Annotated in this window: 19 protein-coding genes and 1 pseudogene; all 20 read left to right on the forward strand. The window is 44.0% G+C overall.

Features of this window, described 5'->3' with window-relative positions; genetic code table 11:
* The first annotated feature begins 35 nt into the window (after positions 1-35).
* The 20 genes and pseudogenes from rpiB (at position 36) to phnD (ending at position 22,287) form a co-directional block, all read left to right on the forward strand.
* On the forward strand, positions 36-494 hold the full coding sequence (gene rpiB / locus AC6I1H_RS12755; RefSeq protein WP_497737934.1) for a ribose 5-phosphate isomerase B: 459 nt from the start codon (positions 36-38) through the stop codon (positions 492-494).
* Between the two features lie 133 nt (positions 495-627).
* Positions 628-1,572 carry a PHP domain-containing protein gene (locus AC6I1H_RS12760; protein ID WP_497737935.1) on the forward strand — a complete coding sequence of 315 codons (945 nt, stop codon included), beginning with the start codon at positions 628-630 and terminating at the stop codon, positions 1,570-1,572.
* Between the two features lie 13 nt (positions 1,573-1,585).
* Positions 1,586-2,515, forward strand: coding sequence for a class II fructose-bisphosphate aldolase (locus tag AC6I1H_RS12765; RefSeq protein WP_497737936.1), 930 nt, complete (start codon positions 1,586-1,588; stop codon positions 2,513-2,515).
* 344 nt (positions 2,516-2,859) lie between these two features.
* The gene (locus AC6I1H_RS12770; protein WP_497737937.1) at positions 2,860-4,176 is read left to right on the forward strand and encodes an FGGY-family carbohydrate kinase; all 1,317 of its coding nucleotides are present in this window, start codon (positions 2,860-2,862) and stop codon (positions 4,174-4,176) included.
* 38 nt (positions 4,177-4,214) lie between these two features.
* Positions 4,215-5,120, forward strand: coding sequence for a dihydrodipicolinate synthase family protein (locus AC6I1H_RS12775; protein ID WP_497737938.1), 906 nt, complete (start codon positions 4,215-4,217; stop codon positions 5,118-5,120).
* Positions 5,117-6,094: a hydroxyacid dehydrogenase gene (locus AC6I1H_RS12780; RefSeq protein ID WP_497737939.1), complete on the forward strand. Its 978-nt coding sequence runs from the start codon at positions 5,117-5,119 to the stop codon at positions 6,092-6,094. Before AC6I1H_RS12775 ends, AC6I1H_RS12780 begins: the two co-directional genes overlap by 4 nt.
* A gap of 148 nt (positions 6,095-6,242) precedes the next feature.
* Positions 6,243-7,298: a TRAP transporter substrate-binding protein gene (locus AC6I1H_RS12785; RefSeq protein ID WP_497737940.1), complete on the forward strand. Its 1,056-nt coding sequence runs from the start codon at positions 6,243-6,245 to the stop codon at positions 7,296-7,298.
* A gap of 91 nt (positions 7,299-7,389) precedes the next feature.
* Positions 7,390-7,869, forward strand: a complete 480-nt coding sequence (locus AC6I1H_RS12790) for a TRAP transporter small permease (protein ID WP_497737941.1) — start codon at positions 7,390-7,392, stop codon at positions 7,867-7,869.
* Positions 7,870-9,144 (forward strand): TRAP transporter large permease, encoded by a 1,275-nt coding sequence (locus tag AC6I1H_RS12795; RefSeq protein ID WP_497737942.1) that lies wholly within the window; start codon positions 7,870-7,872, stop codon positions 9,142-9,144. It begins immediately after the preceding gene.
* A gap of 56 nt (positions 9,145-9,200) precedes the next feature.
* Positions 9,201-9,953 carry an SDR family NAD(P)-dependent oxidoreductase gene (locus tag AC6I1H_RS12800; RefSeq protein ID WP_497737943.1) on the forward strand — a complete coding sequence of 251 codons (753 nt, stop codon included), beginning with the start codon at positions 9,201-9,203 and terminating at the stop codon, positions 9,951-9,953.
* Between the two features lie 170 nt (positions 9,954-10,123).
* On the forward strand, positions 10,124-11,434 hold the full coding sequence (locus AC6I1H_RS12805) for a nickel pincer cofactor-dependent isomerase, group 22 (protein WP_497737944.1): 1,311 nt from the start codon (positions 10,124-10,126) through the stop codon (positions 11,432-11,434).
* Between the two features lie 107 nt (positions 11,435-11,541).
* Positions 11,542-12,135, forward strand: coding sequence for a glycerol-3-phosphate 1-O-acyltransferase PlsY (gene plsY / locus AC6I1H_RS12810; protein WP_497737945.1), 594 nt, complete (start codon positions 11,542-11,544; stop codon positions 12,133-12,135).
* 239 nt (positions 12,136-12,374) lie between these two features.
* Positions 12,375-12,986, forward strand: coding sequence for a glycerol-3-phosphate responsive antiterminator (locus tag AC6I1H_RS12815; protein ID WP_497737946.1), 612 nt, complete (start codon positions 12,375-12,377; stop codon positions 12,984-12,986).
* 185 nt (positions 12,987-13,171) lie between these two features.
* A complete protein-coding gene (locus tag AC6I1H_RS12820; protein WP_497737947.1) occupies positions 13,172-13,981 on the forward strand; it encodes an MIP/aquaporin family protein in 810 nt (269 codons plus the stop codon).
* 92 nt (positions 13,982-14,073) lie between these two features.
* Positions 14,074-15,567, forward strand: a pseudogene (gene glpK / locus AC6I1H_RS12825) (glycerol kinase GlpK).
* A gap of 94 nt (positions 15,568-15,661) precedes the next feature.
* Entirely contained in the window at positions 15,662-17,182 is a 1,521-nt protein-coding gene (locus AC6I1H_RS12830) for an NAD(P)/FAD-dependent oxidoreductase (RefSeq protein ID WP_497737948.1), read from the forward strand.
* Complete coding sequence (locus AC6I1H_RS12835; protein ID WP_497737949.1) at positions 17,172-18,443, forward strand: NAD(P)/FAD-dependent oxidoreductase; 1,272 nt, start codon at positions 17,172-17,174, stop codon at positions 18,441-18,443. Before AC6I1H_RS12830 ends, AC6I1H_RS12835 begins: the two co-directional genes overlap by 11 nt.
* On the forward strand, positions 18,436-18,801 hold the full coding sequence (locus AC6I1H_RS12840; RefSeq protein WP_497737950.1) for a DUF1667 domain-containing protein: 366 nt from the start codon (positions 18,436-18,438) through the stop codon (positions 18,799-18,801). Before AC6I1H_RS12835 ends, AC6I1H_RS12840 begins: the two co-directional genes overlap by 8 nt.
* 33 nt (positions 18,802-18,834) lie before the next feature.
* Positions 18,835-20,547, forward strand: a complete 1,713-nt coding sequence (locus AC6I1H_RS12845) for a sigma 54-interacting transcriptional regulator (protein ID WP_497737951.1) — start codon at positions 18,835-18,837, stop codon at positions 20,545-20,547.
* Between the two features lie 21 nt (positions 20,548-20,568).
* The gene (phnD, locus tag AC6I1H_RS12850) at positions 20,569-22,287 is read left to right on the forward strand and encodes a phosphate/phosphite/phosphonate ABC transporter substrate-binding protein (protein WP_497737952.1); all 1,719 of its coding nucleotides are present in this window, start codon (positions 20,569-20,571) and stop codon (positions 22,285-22,287) included.
* Positions 22,288-22,314 lie beyond the last annotated feature (27 nt).

Here is a 22,314-nt window from a genome sequence, read left to right on the forward strand (position 1 = left end):
GGGTAAAATCCAAAATCTAAAAGGAGGTCACCGTAATGAAAATTATTATAGGTTCCGACCATCTGGGCTTTGAGCTGAAGGAAATAATAAAGCAGCACATACAATCAAAAGGGCTGGAGGTTACGGATATAGGAGTATATGATAAAAGTCCAGTCGATTATCCAGATATCGGCCTTGCCCTGGCTGAAAAAGTGAGCAGGGGAGATTATGACAGGGGGATTCTCATCTGCGGCACGGGTATCGGCATGGCCATCGTAGCCAACAAGGTCCCCGGCGTCAGGGCGGCGGTTTGCCACGACGTATACTCGGCCGAAAGGGCCAGAAAAAGCAACGACGCCCAGATCATGACCATGGGTGCGTTGGTGGTGGGCGTCGAACTTGCAAAAAAACTGGTGGATGTCTGGCTGGAATCCGAGTTTCAGGGAGGCCGGTCCTTGCCAAAAGTGGAAAAGATAAATAAAATAGATGTGAAGTACCGGTGCAAAGTGGAATGAGGAAACGATAACTTGGCAAATAGTAGCCATTATTTTGAGCTGTATGAGACTTAATAGAATTAAGGAAGGTTGTAAAGACAGTAGATGATACTTTGGGTAATAAAATATGACAGGAGAAAGAAGGTGAACAGGAGTGAGATACGATTGCGACCTGCACTGCCACACGATTCGCTCCGACGGAAACGATTCTCCGGAGGAGCTTATAGAAAATGCAGCAAAAGCAGGCCTTAAAGTAATCGCCATTACCGATCATGACATACAGCCTCCGCTCTATATAGAAACCCGCGACGGCAGAATGGATATAAAGGCTTTTGCACAAAAAAACGGTATAGAGCTAGTGCTGGGCTATGAATTTTCATGCGATACTTACGTGGATGATGTACACATCCTGGGATACCGGATGGACTGGGAAAGCCCGTTGTTGAAAGAGGAGGTGGAGAGGGCCAAAAAAAGCAAGTCTGAGGCCTACAGGGAATTGTGCGATATACTTACATCAAAAGGGATGCCGGTTGATTATGAAAATGAGATATTAAAATATACTGATGAAAAAGGTGATATAAAATATAGAGATCCTGATGAAGTTCAGAGAAAGCATATATTTGAATTGATGGCTAAAAAGGGTTATGCCCCGACCTGGAAAGATGCCAAGATAATGGTGAGAGATGATCCCGAATTGAATGTCCGGAGAAGAAAAATAGAGCCTTTTGACGCCATAGATCTGATAAAAACCTGCGGAGGCACGGCGGTACTGGCCCATCCCTTCCTGATAGATGATATAATTCAATACCCTGACGGCAGGAATTTAACGAGAAGCGAATATATCAAAAGGTTAATAAAACATGGACTTGACGGCATGGAGGCGTGCTACCCTTACAGCAAAACGAGTTATAAAGGAACTTTAAAAGATTTAGAAATCGAACAGTATGTAAAGAAAGAGTATTCGGGGAGAGTGAAATTTTTTACCGGCGGTTCGGATTATCATGCCGATCATAAAAAGGGTGCGGCAAATCCGAGATATCTCGGCGAAGGCGGCATTTCCCTACAGGAATTTGAAGCCATTAGGGAATACATGATTTGAGGGAGTTGATAATATGCCTCTTGTAGACAGCAAAGCGATGCTGATATATGCGCAGGAACATGAATTTGCTGTAGGCGCATTTAATGCCAATAACATGGAAATAGCTCAGGCTATAGTTGAGGCTGCGGAAGAGGAAAAAGCCCCTGTTATTGTTCAGATAAGCCAGGGAGCAATAGAATATGCCGGTGAAAACTGCCTTTTCGCCATAATAAAAACACTGGCAGATAAGGCACAAGTGCCGGTAGTTTGCCATCTGGACCACGGAGTGGATTTTCATACGGTCATCAGAGCACTGAGAGCAGGCTTTACATCTCTCATGTTCGATGGCTCATCACTTCCATTCGAAGAAAATGTGAGAGTTACAAAAAGCCTTGTGGAAATAGCTCATGCAGCGGCCGTCCCGCTGGAAGCTGAAATCGGAAAAGTCCCCGATGCGGCAAAGGGGCCGCTGTCGCCTGAAGAAGTTCAAAAATATCTCACCACACCGGAAGAAGCCATGGAATTTTATGAAAGGACCGGAGTGGACTCCTTGGCGGTTTCCGTGGGGAGTGCCCATAGAATGAAAGTGCAGTCGGCCAGGCTGGACATCGAAAGGATAACCCGGATCAGGGAGAGAATCAAAGTTCCCCTGGTGCTTCATGGAGCGTCAGGAGTTCTGGATGAGTCTATTAGTGCGGCCATTAGGGCGGGAATAGCCAAGATAAACTTCGCTACGGAACTCAATAAGGCCTTTACAACAGGAATAAAACAAAAACTTTCTGAAGATCCTGGCCTGGTGGATGTAAGAAAATACGGCGCTTTCGGCAGGGAGAATGTGAAAAAAGTGGTAAAAGAGAAAATACGGTTGCTTAATTCGGCGAACAAAGCTGAAGAGGTATTAAAATTTGTCCTTGATAAACCAATTTATGGAGGAATTGATGATAAACCGGAAATTGTGGAATGATATGATATTTTGTTATTTTTTGGAGAGTCTTCAATTTTGACAAAATATGATAATATTAAATGTAAGGAATAAATTTTGTGAAATAAATAATCAATTATATATCTCAAGATATGATTTAAAGCTAGTATTCTAAAATATGAAAATGCATATATGCAGTTGGTTTATTTGCTTTTTTTGCAAAAATACATTAAAAAACAAAATTAAAGTAAATCAATATCTTTATTCTAGCCTTTTTTGCAAAATCATTCTTCTGGTACAAATTTTGCAATAAAAAAATACTATCGTAAAATTTACATGCTTAATTTTGAATTTCTTACGTTCCGGTGAGAGGAGAGCATTGAATAGTGAATATATTGACTATAGACTTCGGAACATCATCGCTTAAAATGGCCGTGTTGAACGATAAGATTGAGATTATCCGAAGTACCAAGGTTGAATACGATTATGAAGTCATTGATAAACATAAGATTCAAATTGACGCGGAGATTATTTTTGAGGCTTTTCTCAAAGGGTTGAAAAATTTGGGCGATTTTGTTGAGAAAATAGACGTGGTTGTACCGTGCGTATTTTCACCAGTGCTCATAGCCATGGATAAAGATGGAAAGCCTCTATATCCTGCCATTATTCATCTGGACCGGAGAAGTTATCCCCAGTCAAGGTTTGCTCTTAAAGCTGTTGGAAAGAAGAATTTTCTAAATATCAATGGCAATCTACCATTTCCCGGAGGAATTTCATGTACCAGTATACTCTGGATTAAAGACAACCTTCCTGAAATATATCAAAAAACACATAAATTCGGGCATATGAATACATTCTTCCATCGCCGCATGGTTGGGAAATGGCTTATAGATCCCTCGAACGCATCTTTTACAGGGCTTTATGAAACGCTCAAATTGCAAGGAGGATGGTCTGAGACTATTTGTAATGCTCTGGGTATAGATATGAACAAACTGCCCGAGATAATTCCGTCCATGAGCATAGCCGGCCCCCTTTCCAGGGAGGCGTCGGCTTTAACCGGCCTGCGGGAAGGAATACCGGTCGTAATGGGTGCCAATGATACCACCAGTGCAGCATATGGCGCAGGGGCGATAAATACCGGTGACATACTCAACATATCTGGAAGCAGTGAAATAATTACAGTTACTACAGATAACCCTCAACCTCATGAAAAATATTACATCAGGACTTCAATGGAATCTGGAAAATGGCTTTATCTTGCTATAACTGTTGGAGGCTTTGCACTGGAGTGGTTCAGAAAAGAGTTCTATCGGGAAATGGATAAGAAATATTTTTACGAAGTCTATTTACAAGAATTTGTGCGAAAACATACTTATACCGATGTGAAATTCAAACCTTATCTTGCAGGCGACAGGCATAGCTTGGTTAAAAAGAAAGGAGCGTTTACCGGTCTTACATTTGACAGCACAAGAGAAGATTTTCTTTTGAGTCTGCTTATAGGGACATATGAGCCCGTGTTTAATACTATAAATATCTGTAAGAAACAGATGAAACTAAATCCAAACATTTTTTGGACAGGCGGTATGGTAAGTGAAGCCTATCTGCAGTTTAAGAAAAAGATATTTAAAGGCTTTGACTTCATAATGAAAAAAGAATGTTCTACATTGGGTAATGCAAAATTAGCAATAAAATTACTTGGCTAATAAATCAAATTCAATAAGGATAGAAAGGATTGTTTTTTATGTCGGGTGTAAATAAAAACAAACTAACAGGTGTTTTTGTTCCTGTAGCGACCCCATTTGTAGATCAGAAACTGGATGGTTCAAAACTTGAAGCAAATATTCAGAAAATGAATAATAGCAAAATAAAAGGATATATGCCTCTTGGAAGCAATGGAGAATTCAGAGGCTTAACAGATGAAGAAGCTATTAAGGTGGTCGAAATAATAGTAAAGAACAGGGCTAAAGATAAAACTTTGATTGTGGGTACAGGCAGAGAATCTGCATGGGCTACAATAGAGTTTACAAAAAAGGTCGCCGATATGGGGATTGATTTTGCAAGTGTACTTACACCACATTATTTTGCAGGCAAAATGAATGATGAGGCATTAATTCGGTTTTATACTGAAGTTGCTGATAAATCGCCGGTACCAGTAATGATTTATTGCATCCCTAAATCTGCAAACGGAGTATTGATATCTCCAAAAGCGATATCAATACTTGCGAAGCATCCTAATATCGTAGGTATAAAAGATTCCTCCAAAGAAAACATAGAAAATTTTATTAACGCCGTTCCAAAAGGAGCAGAGTTTTATGTGCTGTCAGGTTCTATAAATAAATTTTTAAAAGGACTGCAAAAAGGAGCTATAGGCGGAGTGCTTTCCATGGCAAATTATTTACCTGATCTTTGCTGCGAAATTCAGGAGTTGTTCAATGCTGACAGGTATCAGGATGCGGAAAAACTGAGCGAAAGACTTTGCAAAATAAATGAAAAAATCTCGGGCAAAGGTGGTGTTGCGGCTGTTAAAGCGGCAATGAATCTTCTGGGGTATTATGGAATGGAACCGAGACTTCCTTTGTTGCCGTTAAATGAAAATGAAATTGAAGAGATTAAAAAAGTTTTAAATGAAGAAGGGTTGCTGGTATGATAAGAGTATTGCTTTCACAAGAAATACATCCTGAAGCAAGAAAAATATTAGAAGGAAGATTTGAAATTCTGACGGCACCTGATACAAGCCAGGAAACGCTTCTATCTATGGCAAAAAACATAGATGCAATTATTCTCAGAACTACTTCAAAAGTTACAAGAGAAGTAATTGAGAATGCTCCCAAATTAAAAATAATATCCAGGACAGGTGCGGGTGTTGACAACGTAGATGTGGATGCGGCAACAGAAAGAGGTATTCTTGTCTGCAATCTGCCTGCGGTAAACAATCTGTCGGTATGCGAACATGCGATAGCAATGATAATGCACCTGGCAAAACAACTGAGTTTCATGGACAGAGCGGTGCGTAATGGTAACTGGAAAGCCCGAAATTCTAATTTGTCCGTAGAGCTGGAAGGAAAAGTGCTTGGAGTTGTAGGGATGGGCAATATTGGGGCCCTGGTAGCAAAGAAATGCCATGATGGGTTTGGGATGAAGATCCTTGCCTATGATCCATATGTAAAAGAAAGGTTCAAAGATTATGATTATGAGTTCACTGATACGCTTGAGAGGTTATTTAAGGAATCGGATTTTATAACCCTGCATTGTCCCGACACGCCTCAAACAAAAGGAATGATAACAAGAGATCTTATATACTCTATGAAAACTACGGCCTATCTAATAAATGCGGCAAGGGGAGGCGTAATAGACGAACAGGCTTTGATAGACGCTTTAAAAGAAAAGAGAATTGCCGGGGCGGGTCTTGATGTATTCCAGGAGGAACCGCCGGCTCCTGACAACGAATTACTCAAGCTGGATAATGTAATTCTTTCTCCGCATTCGGCGGCTCTCACCAAAGAGGCGGCAATACGCATGTCGACTGAGGCCACTCTGGCAGTGGTTGATTATTTTGAAGGCCGTCGTCCGAAATATATCTATAATATAAAGGAATTGAGCAGCAGAGGATATGTTTTTTAGTTATAAAAGGTGTTTTGTCCAGCAAAGGAGGTGGTTGATAAAATAAAGCGGAAAATATTAAAAATACTATATCTCGAAATATTTTTTCAATGCCAACCAAATTGGTAAAATTTAACCAAAATTTAAAAAATGAACGGAGGTAATTGCGGTGAAAAAAATAAAATATTTTTCTTTAATAATACTGGTAATCTTCATTTTATCAGTGTTAATATCCGGTTGCGGCAAGGCGGACAAAACTTCACAAAATACGGATACGGCGGAAAAAACGGCGGAAAAAAACCAGAATGTTGAACAAATCACTCTAAAAGTCGCCCATATTTTTGCCCCTACGCATCCTGCGAATAAAGGTCTGGAGAAATTTGCGGAACTGGTTGGAGAAAAAACTAACGGCAAAGTGAAAGTTGACATTTATAACAGCGGCGTTCTGGGCGGCGATACAGAAGAGCTGCAGCAGGTGATAGCAGGTTCTCTTGACGCGGCGATCATTATGGGAATCGATATCTGGCAGGGCAGGGATAAAAGAGCGGCCGTTGAAGGGCTCCCCTTCTTATTCAAGGATGAAAAAATGGCCCATGAAGCCCTTGATGGGGATTTGGGTGAATTGTTGAAAAAAACTGTTCTGGAACCGGCGGGTGTTAAAGTTCTGGCTTTTTGGGAAAACGGGTTCAGGCATTTTACAAACAACAAGAGGCCTATAACGGCTCCAGAGGATATGAAGGGAATAAAATTTAGAAGTTCAGAATCGCCCATAAGACTGAAGATGTTTAAGGTCTTAGGATCAAATGCTATTCCGATGTCGTTTACAGAGCTCTACACGGCATTGCAGCAAGGGACAGTAGACGGTCAGGAGAATCCTTTGCCGGTTATTGAATCTTCAAAGTTCTACGAAGTGCAAAAGTATCTTTCACTTTCCGGACATTTATATAATGCGGGAGTTTTTATAATCAACCCGAAAATATGGGACAGTTATCCGGAAGATGTAAAGAATGCCATTCAGGAAGCAGCAATAGAGGCCAGAGACTATGAGCGCAAGATAAATGTTGAAGAAAATGAAAAGATTATCGAAAAGCTAAAGAGCGCCGGAATGCAGGTCAATGAAATAGACAAAGAAGCCTTTATTAAGGCAGTACAGCCAGTGTGGGAAGATTTCAAGAAAGAAAACGGTACCGACCTGGTGGACGCCGCATTAAAATATGCAAAATAGATGAATATACTGGTGGCCCCGGTAGTAACAAATAAAGATGAATTCAAGAAACCGGGGCCGTTTTTCAGAATCATTTTCGGGAGGTCTCGCGATGAATTGGACTGATAGAATATCAAAAGGAATTCGGCTAGTATCAACAATACTGTTCATAGTAATGACATGTATAACGTTCATTCAGGCAGCAAGTCGATATTTGTTCGGGTATTCTTTATTTTGGGGTGAAGAGCTGGCCAGGTTCAGCATGATATGGATATGTTTTCTGGGAGCCGCCCTAGCGGTCAGTAATGATTCTCATACCCGCATTACTTTCTTTATAAATTTTTTACCGCAGCCTCTAAGAAAAATAATATATATATTTGATGACATAGTCTGTCTCGGTTTTATGTGCATAATAACATATTACAGCATAAATGTGATGAAACTTACAATGCCAAACCGCAGCGCCGGGATGAACATACCGCTTGGATTTGTTTACGGTTCGCTGACAGTAGCAGGTTTTATGATGATTGTTTACTATTTAATAAGAATTTATGATGCCGTAAAAATCGATAGATTTACAGAGGTGAAATGAATGATATCGATTATTTTTATTACTCTTGTCGTGGCACTAATCATTGGTATACCTGTGGGGTTTGCCATTGGAATAAGCTGCCTGGTGTATTCTTTTACTAATATGAATATGATGCTTTCCATAATTCCTCAGCGCATGGTGGAAGGAATCAACTCTTTCCCGTGGCTGGCTTTGCCTCTTTTTGTCCTGGCGGGAGAAATAATGGCGTACGGCAGCACTCCCCGTCTGATGAAACTTGCTAACATGCTGGTGGGCAGGATACCGGGAGGGCTCGGAGCGTCGGCTGTTGCAGCCACGGGTTTTTTCGGCGCTGTTTGCGGTTCCGGTGTAGCCACAACGGCAGCCATAGGAAGCATCATGGGGCCGGAAATGGTTAAAAAAGGATACGGGAAAGGTTTTACAGCATCATTGCTTGCGTGCGGAACGCTGGGAATTGTAATCCCGCCCAGCATTTCAATGGTAGTATATGGTATGTGCAGCGGAGTTTCTGTGGGGGATCTATTTCTTGGAGGATTCATCCCCGGAGGTATAACTGTACTATTTCTCATATTACTTTGCATCTATATTGGAAGAAAAAGAGACTATAAGGGTCAGATTGAACATTTAACAGGGGCGGAAAAGTTAAAAATAGTCATGGATGCGCTGTTCCCTTTAGCAATGCCCGTATTTATTCTGGGCGGTGTAATGACGGGTATTGTGACTCCGACGGAATCCGCCGCCGTTGCCTGCGCATACGCTTTTTTCCTTGCGAAGTTTGTCTATAAAGAATTAAAATTAAAAGATATATATGATATTTGCTCTAAAAGCCTTATTACCAGCGCGGTAATACTTTTTATAGTGGCGAATGCGGCACCGTTCAGTTGGCTGCTGGCCACCCAGAATATCCCGCAGCTTATCGCAGGAAAATTGCTCGCAATAACGCAGAATCCGGTTTTAATGATGCTGCTGATTACAGCTTTGTTCCTTTTTCTCGGGACATTTATGGAAACCAATTCCACAATCATCTTATTATCACCCATACTTTTGCCGGTTATTACTAAACTGGGAATAGATCCGATATACTTTGGAGTCACGATGATACTCAACCTGGCAATCGGAGGTGTGACGCCGCCTCTGTCGGTATGTTTATTCACTTCGTCGAGAATTATAGGTATAACAATTGAGGACACTTTTCCCGATGTTATTTATGTAGTGGGAACAATGACTCTCGCTCTTTTAATTGTAGTTTTATTTCCCAAGACAGTATTGCTGCTGCCTCAATTATTCGGTAAATGATTGTATAATAAACGGATAGTAAGTCAATATAAATAAATTTCCGGGAGGTTTTTTGGATGGAAGAGTTTGAGGGTAAAGTTGTGGTTGTGACAGGGGGAACAAAAGGCATCGGCAAAGCAGCGGTAAAAAAATTCTGCCAGCAGGGGGCAATCACAATAATTGTAAATAGAAATGCGAAAGATGGCAAGGATTATGAAAATGAGCTTTTAAGTCAGGGATATAAAGCGGAATCTATAGCAGCGGATATGGCAAATGTGGAAGAAATTAAGAAGATGGTAAAAAATGTTCTTGATAAATATAAAAAAATAGATGTACTGGTGAATTGCGCAGGAGTAAATAGAAGAAAAAAAGCTGTCGAATATAATGAGGAAGATTGGGATTATATGGTAGATATTAACCTTAAAGGAGTATTTTTTGCATGTCTGGAAGCAGGCAGGCATATGATTGAGCGCAGAGAAGGAGCAATTATAAATATATCATCTATACAGGGTGAGGTGGTTTTGCCGGAAAGGGCCATATACGCCGTAACCAAGGGAGGCGTAAAGCAGCTTACAAAGGCACTTGCTGTAGAGTGGTCAAAGTTTGGAGTTAGAGTAAATGCCATTTCTCCCGCATTTGTAAGAACCCCTATGGTAGAAAAAGTATTGGAAGATAAAGACTGGGGTGGTCTGATAATTTCCAGAACGCCTATAGGAAGAGTTGGAACGCCTGAAGAAATCGCCGAAGTTATAGTTTTTCTGGCGTCATCAAAAGCAAGTTATATTACTGGTGCAAATATCATGGTGGATGGAGGCTGGACAGCCGGTTAAAAACTCGTAACTGTTAAGCGCAGGCACATAAAGCGAATGGGTAAAGAAATCTTTTGTCCGTTAAAGGCGGTTGCCCTGTGATGCGGGTGACTGCCTTTGCATATGAGAAAAAAATGTTTGAAGTTTATATTCTTTGTGCTATCAGATATTAGTATAATGGAGGAATTACTATGAGCAGATACGGTTTTAATATTGATTTTTCTTCAGCAGTGAAACTAATCGATGATGTATTAATTCCACCCATGTACAAAGTTCGGCAGAAATTCGTTGTGCCAGGTAGAATAAATTATATATATAAGCTTGAGAAATCTTTGAATGATAGAAAAAATATTTTAGATGATTTGAGAGGAAGAAAAGTATGCATCGCGTTGGGAAGTAGAGGTATAAATAATCTTTCTAAAATTGCAGAACGAGTAGTTAAAAAAGTAAAAGATTCCGGAGGAATTCCATTCATAATCCCGGCTATGGGAAGTCATGGGGGTGCCACTCCGGAAGGCCAGAAAAAAGTACTGGAGGAACTGGGAATTACGGAAGAAAATATGGGGGTGCCCGTTGTATCAAGTCTGGATGTGGAACTATTAGCAGAGACGGATGAAGGGATTCCTGTATATACCAGCAAGGATGCACTGTATTCGGACGCCGTGATATTAATAAACAGAGTAAAACCGCACACATCTTTTCGAGGCGATATAGAAAGCGGTCTTATAAAGATGTCGGTCATCGGGCTTGGTAAACAAAAGGGCGCAGATCTCTGCCACAAAATGGGTTTCAATCATTTTGCCGAACGATTGAAAGCCATGTCGCGGATTGTGCTTTCACGAGTGCCCATTGTTCTCGGCGTTGCTATTTTAGAAAATGCTTATGATGAAACTGCTGATATTTGTGTACTTGCTCCGGATGAGTTTTTTACCGTGGAGCCTGTTCTTTTGGAAAAAGCAAAGTCATGGATGCCAAAAATTTTGTTAAATAATCTTGACGTGCTGATTGTAGACGAATTGGGCAAAGATGTAAGCGGAGACGGCATGGACCCCAATATCACCGGAAGGTTTGCATCCGATTATGCCAGAGGAGATCTGAAAGCTGATCGTATTGTTGTGTTGCGCCTTACGGAAAAAACGGAAGGAAACGCCAACGGGATAGGAGTTGCGGATATAACAACCCTGAAGGTACTTGAGGAAACCGACTTTACCAAAGGATATATCAATTCTATAACCGCTGCGATACCACGGACTGTGCGCCTGCCTATGATAATGCCCGACGATAAAACCGCGATAAAAGCGGCAATAAAAACAGCAAACAATCTTGATTATAAAGGAGAAAAATCCCGCATAGTGCGGATTAAAAATACTTTACATCTCGAATATATATATGCATCTGAAGCACTTTTAGAAGAGATCGATAACCATCCGCAACTGGAGATTGTAGAAGGGCCTATTTCCTTTGAGTTTGATTCAAATGGCCAGATGTTGACTCAGTGGTGATTTTTAATTTTTGTCCTGACATTTTTTCGGTTGACTGTCGACGGCAAATGGGATATAATATTACTAGAATTCTAAAAATACATTAATATTACAAAAGGATGAAGACTATGGCAAAGTATATTATATCCCTCATAGCAAGTTACTTTATCGGGTCAATATCAACGGCTTATTTGGTATCTAAAAATATTTACAAAGTAGACATACGGCAATACGGTAGCAAAAATCCTGGTTCCACTAATGTTCTCCGGGTGCTCGGAGCAAAACCGGCAGCCCTTGTTTTTGCCATGGATCTTTTGAAAGGGCTTCTTGTGGTGCTGCTGGCCCGCTATATTGGCGGTGAGAATCTGGCTCTTTTGTGCGGGCTGGCGGTAGTTGTGGGGCACGATTGGTCGGTCTTTTTAAAGTTCAACGGTGGGAAAGGGATAGCCACCAGTTTAGGAGTGGTGCTGGGAATTTCTCCTCCTGTCGCATTGTGGGTTCTTATTGCCGGTGTTGGTGTAATCATTCTTTTCAGGTTTGTATCCCTCGGATCTATCACAGGTGCGGTTTTATTTCCTATATTACTTATCAAATTTAATTATCCGGCAAAATTTTTTTATTTTGGATTGGCACTCGCCGCTATGGCGATCTGGCGGCACAGAAGCAATATAAAAAGGCTCATTTCGGGGACTGAGAATAAGATTGGTCAAAAAGCAAGATAGAATGTTGGGTTATTAAAAGATGGACTGTGCTGGTAAAAATAATCAAAAAATCGGGGCTAATTTATGATTATTGATATTTTTTACCAAGCAAACCTGGGGATCATAAATAAATACAGGCTTCCTATCATGGCATGTTTCTTGCAATATAAAAATTTAAGAAATATTCAATAACGCACTCATTATTAAAAATACATCAGATTCAAAATTAGACAATTAAATTCGTAGTGGAAGGTGATTGTTTGGAGGATGTTTTATCGGATATAAAAAAATGTCCCATAATAGCCGCAATAAGAGATATAGAAAAAGTCGATACAGCCTTAGAAAAGCCTCTTCGCTGTCTCTTTCTTCTGACGGGCAACATACTTAACATTAAATATGCGGTAACGCACATCAGAAAGGCGAGAAAACGCGCCTTCGTCCATATCGACCTCCTCGAAGGCATAAGTAAGGACGGCATGGGAATCAAGTACATTGCGGAGGAAGTCAAACCCGATGGAATCATTACTACCAGGGGAAATCTTATAAGCTGTGCCAAAAGCGAAGGGATATTTACAATTCAAAGAGTATTCATCCTCGACAGTCTGGCGAAGGATACCGCTGAAAAATCCATTAACCAGGTAGACCCGGATGCAGTAGAGATACTGCCCGGCGTCATACCCAAGATAATTAGCAAGATTCACAGGGAAGTCCATTATCCGGTAATAGCCGGAGGCCTTATTGAAACCCTGGATGAAGTTAAGGCAGCCCTGAAGGAAGGGGCGCTGGCGGTGTCGATCAGCAAAGAGGAACTGTGGGATGAGATCCCATACGAGGACTTGGAGAAAAGGAGAAAGTCCTCCTCGGGCAGATAGTACATTTACTATTTGCGTGGGGAGGATTTTTATTTTGGGCAAAGGAGGTGAGCTTGGCGGTACCGATAATATAAAAATAAAGGGGGGATCGAACAAAACTGTAGAATGTTTTGTCGGTTTACGAGAAAGATTGATTTATTCTGTTATCATGTAAAATGAATTAGAAGTAAAAGGGGGATTATTCAATGAAAAGGGATACTTTGATGCAGGAACTCTGGGCAGAGTTCTTCGGAACTGTAATCCTTATCATTTTCGGCTGCGGTGTTGTTGCAAACGTCAATTTTGCTCCGCGACTTAACGGCTTCGGTATTTTCAAGACCGGCGCAGGTTACGACTGGAATACCATAAACGTCGGCTGGGCTTTAGCGGTTACAATGGCGGTTTATGTGGCAGGTGGGATAACCGGCGCTCATCTGAATCCTGCAGTTACTCTGGCGGCAGTGCTCCGACGCGGAATGAGTTTTGGCAAAGCCATAGGCTACTGGATTGCTCAGGTGCTGGGGGCTTTTGTCGGGGCTTTCATAATCCATAAGATTTATCTAGGAAACTTCATAAAGGACGGCTACATGAATATATTTTATACCGGTGCGGCCAATGATGCATACAGTATTGGAAACAGTATGTTAGTTGAAATTGCAGGTACCTTCTTCCTCGTGCTTTTTATATATGCTATAGTTGATAACATATATAATCTGGGGCCTGCTGGTAATATGTGGCCTCTGGTAGTCGGTTGTGCGATATATGCCCTGGGCCTTTCTCTTGGCGGACCTACCGGATATGCCATAAATCCGGCCCGTGACTTTGGGCCCAGGTTGTTTGCGGCTATGATTGGCGATCAGGGAGCATTTTCCGGCAGTTACTGGCTGATGGTTCCCGTAATAGGTCCATTGATCGGCGGTCCGCTCGGCGCTTATGCTTACGACTACCTTATTTCGCCATTCCTGCCGAAGAAGATGGAAGAGAGCCTTAAGGCCGACAAATCCATGAAGGCTTAATTTCCCTAGCTCCGGTTTCTAAGAATTGTTCTTGCCCTCATGGATTGCAATAAATAAAAATATTAAGTAAAATTAAAGGGAGGTTTGTTTACATGGCAAAGTATGTCATGGCCCTTGATCAGGGAACCACCAGTTCGCGGGCGATCATTTTTGATGAAAACGGTTCGATTGTAAGCGTGGCCAACAAGGAGTTCACTCAGATTTACCCGAAACCCGGGTAGGTGGAACATGATCCCATGGAGATCTGGGGGACTCAGATAGGCGTAGCGAAAGAAGTTCTGGAAAAAGCCGGCATTTCGCCCGAAGATATTGCCGCCATCGGTATCACCAATCAGAGGGAAACCACAATAGTATGGGATAAAAATACAGGCAAACCGGTTTACAATGCCATAGTGTGGCAGTGCCGCAGGACCGCCCCCATTTGTGATGACCTGAAGAACAAGGGCCTTGCCGAAACCATCCGCCAGAAGACCGGTCTGGTAGTGGATGCATATTTTTCCGGCACCAAGGTGAAATGGATTCTCGACAATGTGGAGGGGGTAAGGGAAAAGGCTGAAAAGGGCGAAGTAATTTTTGGAAACGTGGATACATGGCTAATCTGGAACCTGACGGGCGGCAAGGTTCATGTTACCGATTACAGCAACGCTTCCCGCACCATGCTCTTAAACATTCATAAGCTGGAATGGGATGAGGATATATTAAAGGAATTGAACATACCGAAAGCAATGCTGCCGGAGCCCAAACCTTCAAGCCATATTTACGGCAAAACCAGCAAAGAGGTATTCGGCGCTGAAGTGCCAATCGCCGGGGACGCGGGCGACCAGCAGGCGGCCCTGTTCGGCCAGGCCTGCTACAGTGCCGGCATGGCCAAGAACACCTATGGCACCGGCTGCTTCATGCTCATGAACACCGGCGAAAAGGCGGTGGAATCCAAGAGCGGACTTCTGACGACGATTGCGTGGGGAGTTGACGGAAAGGTCGAATACGCTCTGGAAGGAAGCATATTTATTGCCGGAGCCGTAGTCCAGTGGCTGCGGGATGAGCTCAGGATCATAGACAATTCAGCTCAGAGCGAAGAATACGCCACAAAGGTGGACGACAACAACGGCGTATATCTGGTTCCGGCTTTCGTGGGCCTTGGCGCTCCTTACTGGGATATGTACGCCCGCGGCACCATAGTAGGCCTCACCAGAGGCGCCAAGAGAGAACATATCATCAGGGCAGCTCTTGAATCAATTACCTATCAGACCCGGGACGTTCTGGAAGCCATGCAGAAGGATTCCGGCATAACCCTTACCAACCTGAAGGTAGACGGAGGAGCCGTTGCCAACAACTTCCTGATGCAGTTCCAGTCTGATATACTGGGAGTTCCCGTTTCAAGACCCAAGGTAATCGAGACCACGGCACTGGGTGCAGCTTATCTTGCGGGTCTTGCCACGGGATACTGGGGAAGCAGGGAAGAAATTGCCGCCAAGTGGCAGATCGACAGAGTCTTTAAACCGGACATGGATGAGGGCAAACGCAACAGTCTCTATAGCGGATGGAAAAAAGCCGTCAAGAGGGCTATGGAATGGGAGAAAGAATAAGTTATATATAACTTTAAGAAAGATGCGTGGTGGAGATGAGGAGAACCACACTCTTTTATAGGGTGTGGTTTTCCTTTTTTTAGGAGGGATTTTAATGTATGATGTGGTAGTTATCGGCGGCGGTGTGACGGGCTGCATGATAGCAAGAGAATTATCAAGGTATGATATAAGGGTTATACTGCTGGAAAAAGAAGAAGATGTGGCCTGCGGCACCAGCAAAGCCAACAGTGCGGTAATCCATGCGGGATTTGACGCCAAGCCGGGCACCTGGAAGGCGAAGATGAATGTAAGGGGAAATGCCTTATTTCCGGGAATTTGCGCCGAACTGGATGTGCCGTATAAAAACAACGGGTCGCTGGTTGTCGCTGTTGATGAGGGTGAGATCAAGGTCCTAGATAAACTGATGAATCAGGGGAAAGAAAATGGTGTTTCCGGCCTAAAAATAATAGGGCATGACGAACTGATGAAAATGGAGCCCAATTTAAATCCTGCAGCAAAAGCGGCGCTTTATGCTTCCACAGCGGGAATCGTATGTCCTTACGAATTCACCGTGGCTCTGGCAGAAAATGCGGCTCAAAACGGTGTAGAATTCAGGTTCAATTCTCCGGTGATGGAGATTATGATGCAAAACGACGGCTTTATCATAAAGACACCGCATGGGGCTGTAAAAGCTCGGTTTGTAATAAATGCGGCGGGCCTTTTCTCCGACGAGATTTCGAAAATGGCGGGAGCGGAAGAATACACCATTACTCCTCGAAAGGGAGAATATCTCATCTTTGATAAAAATTTCGGCCATCTCGTAAAGAGAGTCATATTTCCTACTCCTTCGGAGAAATCCAAGGGAATCCTGGTATGCCCGACGGTGGACGGAAATGTTTTCATAGGCCCCAATTCCAACGACATTAAAGACAAAACCGACGTGGGTGTCACCAGGGAAGGCATCGAAGAGATCATCGAAGGAGGAAAAAAACTGGTCCCACATCTGCCGCTGTCGGGAGTTATAACTTCTTTTGCGGGGCTTCGGGCTGTTTCCAATACCAACGATTTCATAATCGAAGCATCCAGAAAGGTAAAGGGCTTTGTCAATGTGGGAGGCATCCAGTCGCCGGGACTTACTTCTGCTCCGGCCATCGCGGAAACTGTCATAGAGATTTTGAAGGAGGAAGGAATGGATTTGATAGAAAAACCGGGTTTTGTGCCGACAAGACCTATAAAGTATCGCTTTCGGGAAATGGACAATGCAATGCGGCAAAAGCTTATAGAGGAAAACCCCGCCTTCGGCCATGTGATATGCCGCTGCGAAACCGTCACCGAAGCGGAAATTGTGGACGCCATAAAAAGGCCGCTGGGAGCAAGAAGCCTGGACGGTGTCAAGCGGAGGACCAGAGCGGGCATGGGCAGGTGCCAGGGAGGTTTCTGCTCATCGAGAGTGCTATCCATCCTGGCCAGGGAGCTCAAGCTCGATCCGAGGCAGATAACCAAGTGCGGTCCGGGTTCGGAAATATTGAAGGGCGGTTATAAAGAATTTATTGCAGAAGGGGACGAGAATAAGTTTTTAAACGCTCAAGATGTCGAAAGCCTTAGCTGGAAAGGCGGTGCGGCAGATGCTTCATAAGGATTTGGTAATAATCGGAGGAGGTCCTGCGGGGCTTGCCGCGGCTCTGGAGGCCGCTGAACAGGGCGTAAATGATGTCATGATAGTCGAAAGGGATTCAGGCCTCGGGGGTATCCTTCAGCAGTGCATACACAACGGCTTCGGGCTGCACGTATTCAAAGAAGAACTGACAGGGCCGGAGTATGCCCAGAGATTTATCGATAGGCTGGAAAACACCGGAGTTGAAGTTTTACTGGACACCATGGTGATTGAAATCACACCGGATAAACGAATATTTGCTGTAAACAGCGAAAAAGGCGTTCTGGAGATTCAGGCAAAAGCCGTTATCCTGGCAATGGGATGCCGGGAGCGCACCCGGGGGGCCCTGAACATCCCGGGATTCAGGCCCGCAGGAATCTTCACCGCCGGAACGGCCCAGAGATATGTGAACATTGAAGGTTACATGCCGGGAAAAGAGATAGTGATTCTGGGCTCGGGCGACATAGGCCTCATCATGGCGAGAAGATTTACTCTGGAAGGGGCCAGAGTAAAATGCGTCCTTGAAATAATGCCCTATTCCAACGGCCTGACAAGAAATGTGGTGCAGTGTTTGGAGGATTATGGAATACCCCTCAGGCTGAGCCATACTGTAATAGATATCCATGGCAAAAAAAGAGTGGAAGGTGTCACCGTGGCGAAGGTCGATGAAAATCTAAAACCTATCCTGTCAACTGCGGAATTCATACCCTGCGACACTCTGCTGCTATCGGTGGGCTTGATACCCGAAAATGAATTAACAAAAATGACCGGTGCTGATTTTGATGCAAGCACCCAGGGCCCCATGGTGAATCAAAGGATGGAGACATCCTGCGAGGGGATCTTTGCCTGCGGCAATGTGCTGCACGTTCATGATTTGGTGGACTTTGTGACGATGGAAGCAAAACTTGCGGCCCGGGGAGCCGCCCGGTACCTGAAAGAAAAAGATGGGGCTTACCGGCAGATGTCCGTCATCGCGGGCGAAGGCCTGAGATATGTGCTTCCGCACGCTGTTGGCGTAGAAAAAATGCTCGATGAAAAACAGAACTTTTTCATGAGAAGCACGAGACCCATGAAAAAAGCAAAACTTGCCATTGAATCCGAAAACGGCACTATAAAAACGAAGATGCTTTCATATGTAAAGCCCAGCGAAATGATAAATATTGAACTTAGCAAATCGGAAATATCCAAAGCGGCGGGCCATCTGAAATTCATCCTTCAGGAAGAAGGTGCTTCCGATGAGTGATAAGAAAAATGTGACATGCATAATATGTCCCGTGGGATGCCGAATAGAGGTGGAGATTGAAAACGGAAATATACTGAACCTGAGCGGTTATCGCTGCAGGCGGGGCCTTCAATATGCCAAAGACGAAGTGACGTCGCCGAAGAGGATTCTGACTACAACGGTCAGATTGAAGGCGGAGGCTGCTCATGTTCTTCCTGTCCGTACACGGACTCCGATTCCTAAATCTAAGCTGAAAGAAGCCATGCAGGAACTTAAAAATGTATCAGTTGCCGCGCCTGTGAAGATGGGCGATGTGGTTTTAAAAGATGTGGCGGGTACCGGAGTGGACGTAATAGCTTCGAGAAGCTGGGCTGAATAATTTCAAGGCCATCTCGCATTAGGGGTGAGGAACTTGCTTCAAAAAGAAGTGGTATTCTGTCATCCGAAAGGTCTACACATAAGAGCGGCGGCCATGATGGTTCAGAAAGCGCATGAGATTGAACACAACTGGGGCACCAATGTATATATACGCAACCGGTACGGGAAGGAAGTTCCTGCTACCGCTCTCATGGCCCTCCATTCGCTCAATTTAAAATCCGGAGAAAAAATAACCATTGTGGCAAAAGGCAACAGGGTAGTGGAAGCAGTAGATTGTTTTGATAGATTGCTGAAAAGTGACTTTTCGCCAAAAAACAGTGAAGAGATTGAAAAAATGGATAACATCCTGGAGGAAAATGCTTTAACTTCGGACACAATCTTTCAGAGTATTGCCGACGGCCTTATAGTGGTAAATAAAAAGGGCTGCATTACGATGTTCAACCGTGCGGCTGAAGAGATTACCGGATTCAAGAGCCATGAGGTAATCGGTGAAAAAATAGAAAATATCATTCCCGGAATAAAAATGGAAAATATACTGCGGGATGGAAGGGACGAGCTGGGCAGCAAAAAGGTCATAGGGAAATCCGCAGTGGTCACCGATATCACTCCGATAATCATCAACAATGAAATACTCGGAGCCGTTATAGTATTTCAGGATATCCTTCAGATTGAAAGGCTTATAGACAAACTGGATGAATTTAAAGAATTAAAAGACAGGATCGATTTGATAAATGAAGCGGTGGCAAAAGCCGAGTACCTTGAGGAAGAATTAAAGCGGACTCAGAAACTGGACAGTGCCTTTGAACCCATAGTTGGCAGAAGCGGGAGGCTGCAGGATGCACTGGCCATCGCTTCCAAGGCGGCCGAGACCCACTCCACGGTGCTGATACGCGGGGAAAGCGGCACCGGCAAGGAGCTTATAGCGAGAGCTATACATTATGCCAGCAAAAGGAAGGATAAACCTTTTGTCCGCGTAAACTGCCCTGCCATACCTTCGCCTCTCCTGGAGAGCGAACTTTTCGGCCACGAGAAGGGGTCATTTACAGGAGCACTCTATCAGAAGCTGGGGAAGTTTGAACTGGCCAACGGAGGCACCGTCTTTCTAGATGAAATCGGAGAAATGAATGTGGAAATGCAGGCAAAACTTTTGAGAATATTGCAGGAAAGAGAGTTCGAGAGAGTAGGGGGAACCCAGACGATAAAAGTGGATGTGAGGGTCATAGCTGCCACAAACAGAGATCTGGAAGAAATGGTCAAAAAAGGAACCTTCAGAGAGGACCTTTACTACAGGCTGAATGTGGTGCCGATTGTGCTTCCGCCGCTGAGAGAAAGAAAAGAAGATATTCCGGACCTGGCAGAACATTTTTTAAACAAGCTGAGCCGTGAGCTGGAAAAGGACGTTACAGCCATAACCCGCCGGGCCATGAAATATTTGCTGGGCTACGATTGGCCGGGAAATGTGAGGGAACTGGAGAACGTCATTGAACGAGCCATAAATCTCACCGACGATAACGTAATAGACATAGACGATCTTCCGACGTACGTCACAGGCATCAGCATCGAGGACAAACAATTTCTGGTAAATCCCGATACCGACGGAGAAGTAGCGCCTTTCGAGGAGTATGAGAAGGAAATAATAAAATTTGCTCTAAAAAAGTATAAGAGTTTTAACGCTGCCGGAAAAGCCCTGGGGCTCACTCACAAGACGGTGGCGGCCAAAGCCAGAAAGTACGGCCTTTTGGTGTAAAACGGAGAAAGGAGTAGTATCATGCCGGTCGATTTGGGGATATCGGGGATTGACGACATTCTGCCTCTTAGTGAAAAATTAGGTTATGATGCCCATGAGATAAACTGGATAGTTGACAGGAATTCCGAAAAATCCAGAAAATTGGTAGAAATAATAGAAGGTATAAATGCAAATTCCCAGAAAAACAGTAATAGTTTAACTGCAGGCACATCGGACCTGGAGGAGCTTTCCAAATTTTCTTCAGGTCTGAAGGAGAGCGCTCTCGAGGTATTGAACAAGTCCAGAGAAAGCCTTGGGAAAATAAGGGAGGGAAGCCTTGCTATTGCCGAAGTTCAGAATCTGATTGACAGGGTTTCGGAGGAAATGGACGGATCTTCGAATGATGTGGCAGGCCTCCTGGAGCTTACCGATAAGGTTGCGGGATTTGTGACCTTTGTGAGGAGCATCGCCCGTCAGACACATCTTCTGGCGATAAATGCGACTATTGAGGCGGCAAGAGCAGGAGAGGTCGGCAGGGGATTCGGCGTAGTGGCGTCGGAGATAAGGAAGCTAGCGGAATTGAGCAGTACAAGAGCCCACGAGATTCAGGAGACTGCAGGCATAATCAACGAAGGTATCAGCCGGGCACACTCAATTTCCAGAGAAAGCGCCGCCAGATTGAAAGGTGTCAGAGAAAAGACTCAGCTCAGCGGGAATGTCATGGATGAATCGGTGAAGGTGTTCGAAGATATAGCCGGTGTAAACGAAAAACTGTTCGAATCCATATCCCGACAGGCTAAGACGGCGAGCTCCCTGAGCGAGATTTTTTCTTCTCTTGCCCGGGAGACTGCTGCCACTTCAGACTCCACCCGCAAGGTTACGGAATTGATAAAAGAACAGGAACAGAACAACAGAATGCTGCTCGACATAGCGGAAAAACTCGTAAAAAATGTTTACGCTCTTCAGAAAACCACGTTGAAGTTCAAGAAAAAGGATGAATTTATTATAGGAATAAATCCCGCTTTAAGCCCCGATGTAATAAAAGCCATGTACCTGCCGGCCATTAACGCAGTGGGGGAGACGGCCGGATTCAACTTCAGGGTGATGATAGCGGCGGATTACAATGCTCTGGCTGATTGCCTTATAGAAGGAATAGTGGATGTGGGCTGGTTTTCTCCCCTGGCATACGTCAACGCCAGATATAAAGCCGACATAACTCCCATTGCGACGCCGGTGGTAAACGGGGCTGCAAACTACAGGGGTTATATAATAACGGTTCCGGGTTCCGGTATTTCTTCCATAAAAGATTTGAAGGGAAAGAAATTGGCCTTCGTAGACCCGAAGTCTGCTTCGGGGTACGCTTATCCGAGGATGCTTTTAAAAAAGGCGGGGATCGATCCGGATAGAGACCTTTCGGAGAAAGTCTTTCTGGGCACCCACAGCAGAGTGGTGGAAGCGGTGCTGCAGGGGACCGTGGATGCGGGCGCCACTTATTCCGAAGCCCTTGACGACGCAAAAAAGCGGGGGCTTGCGGTGGAAAAACTCGTATATCTTGCAAAAACCGACCCGATCCCGAAAGACTGCATAGCTGCCAGGCCGGGCCTCGAAAAAAGCGTGGTGGACAGCCTGAAGAGCGGATTTATGGCTTACAGAGCAAAAAAAGAAAAGATGAACGGGGGCGGATCTATCATAAATGGCTTTATTCCGGCCATGGATGAGAATTATGACATAGTCAGAGCAGTGGCAAATGATGCAGGTTGATAAAAATTACCAGGCCGATAGATAATA

This window comes from Biomaibacter sp. TOL, from assembly GCF_059717795.1.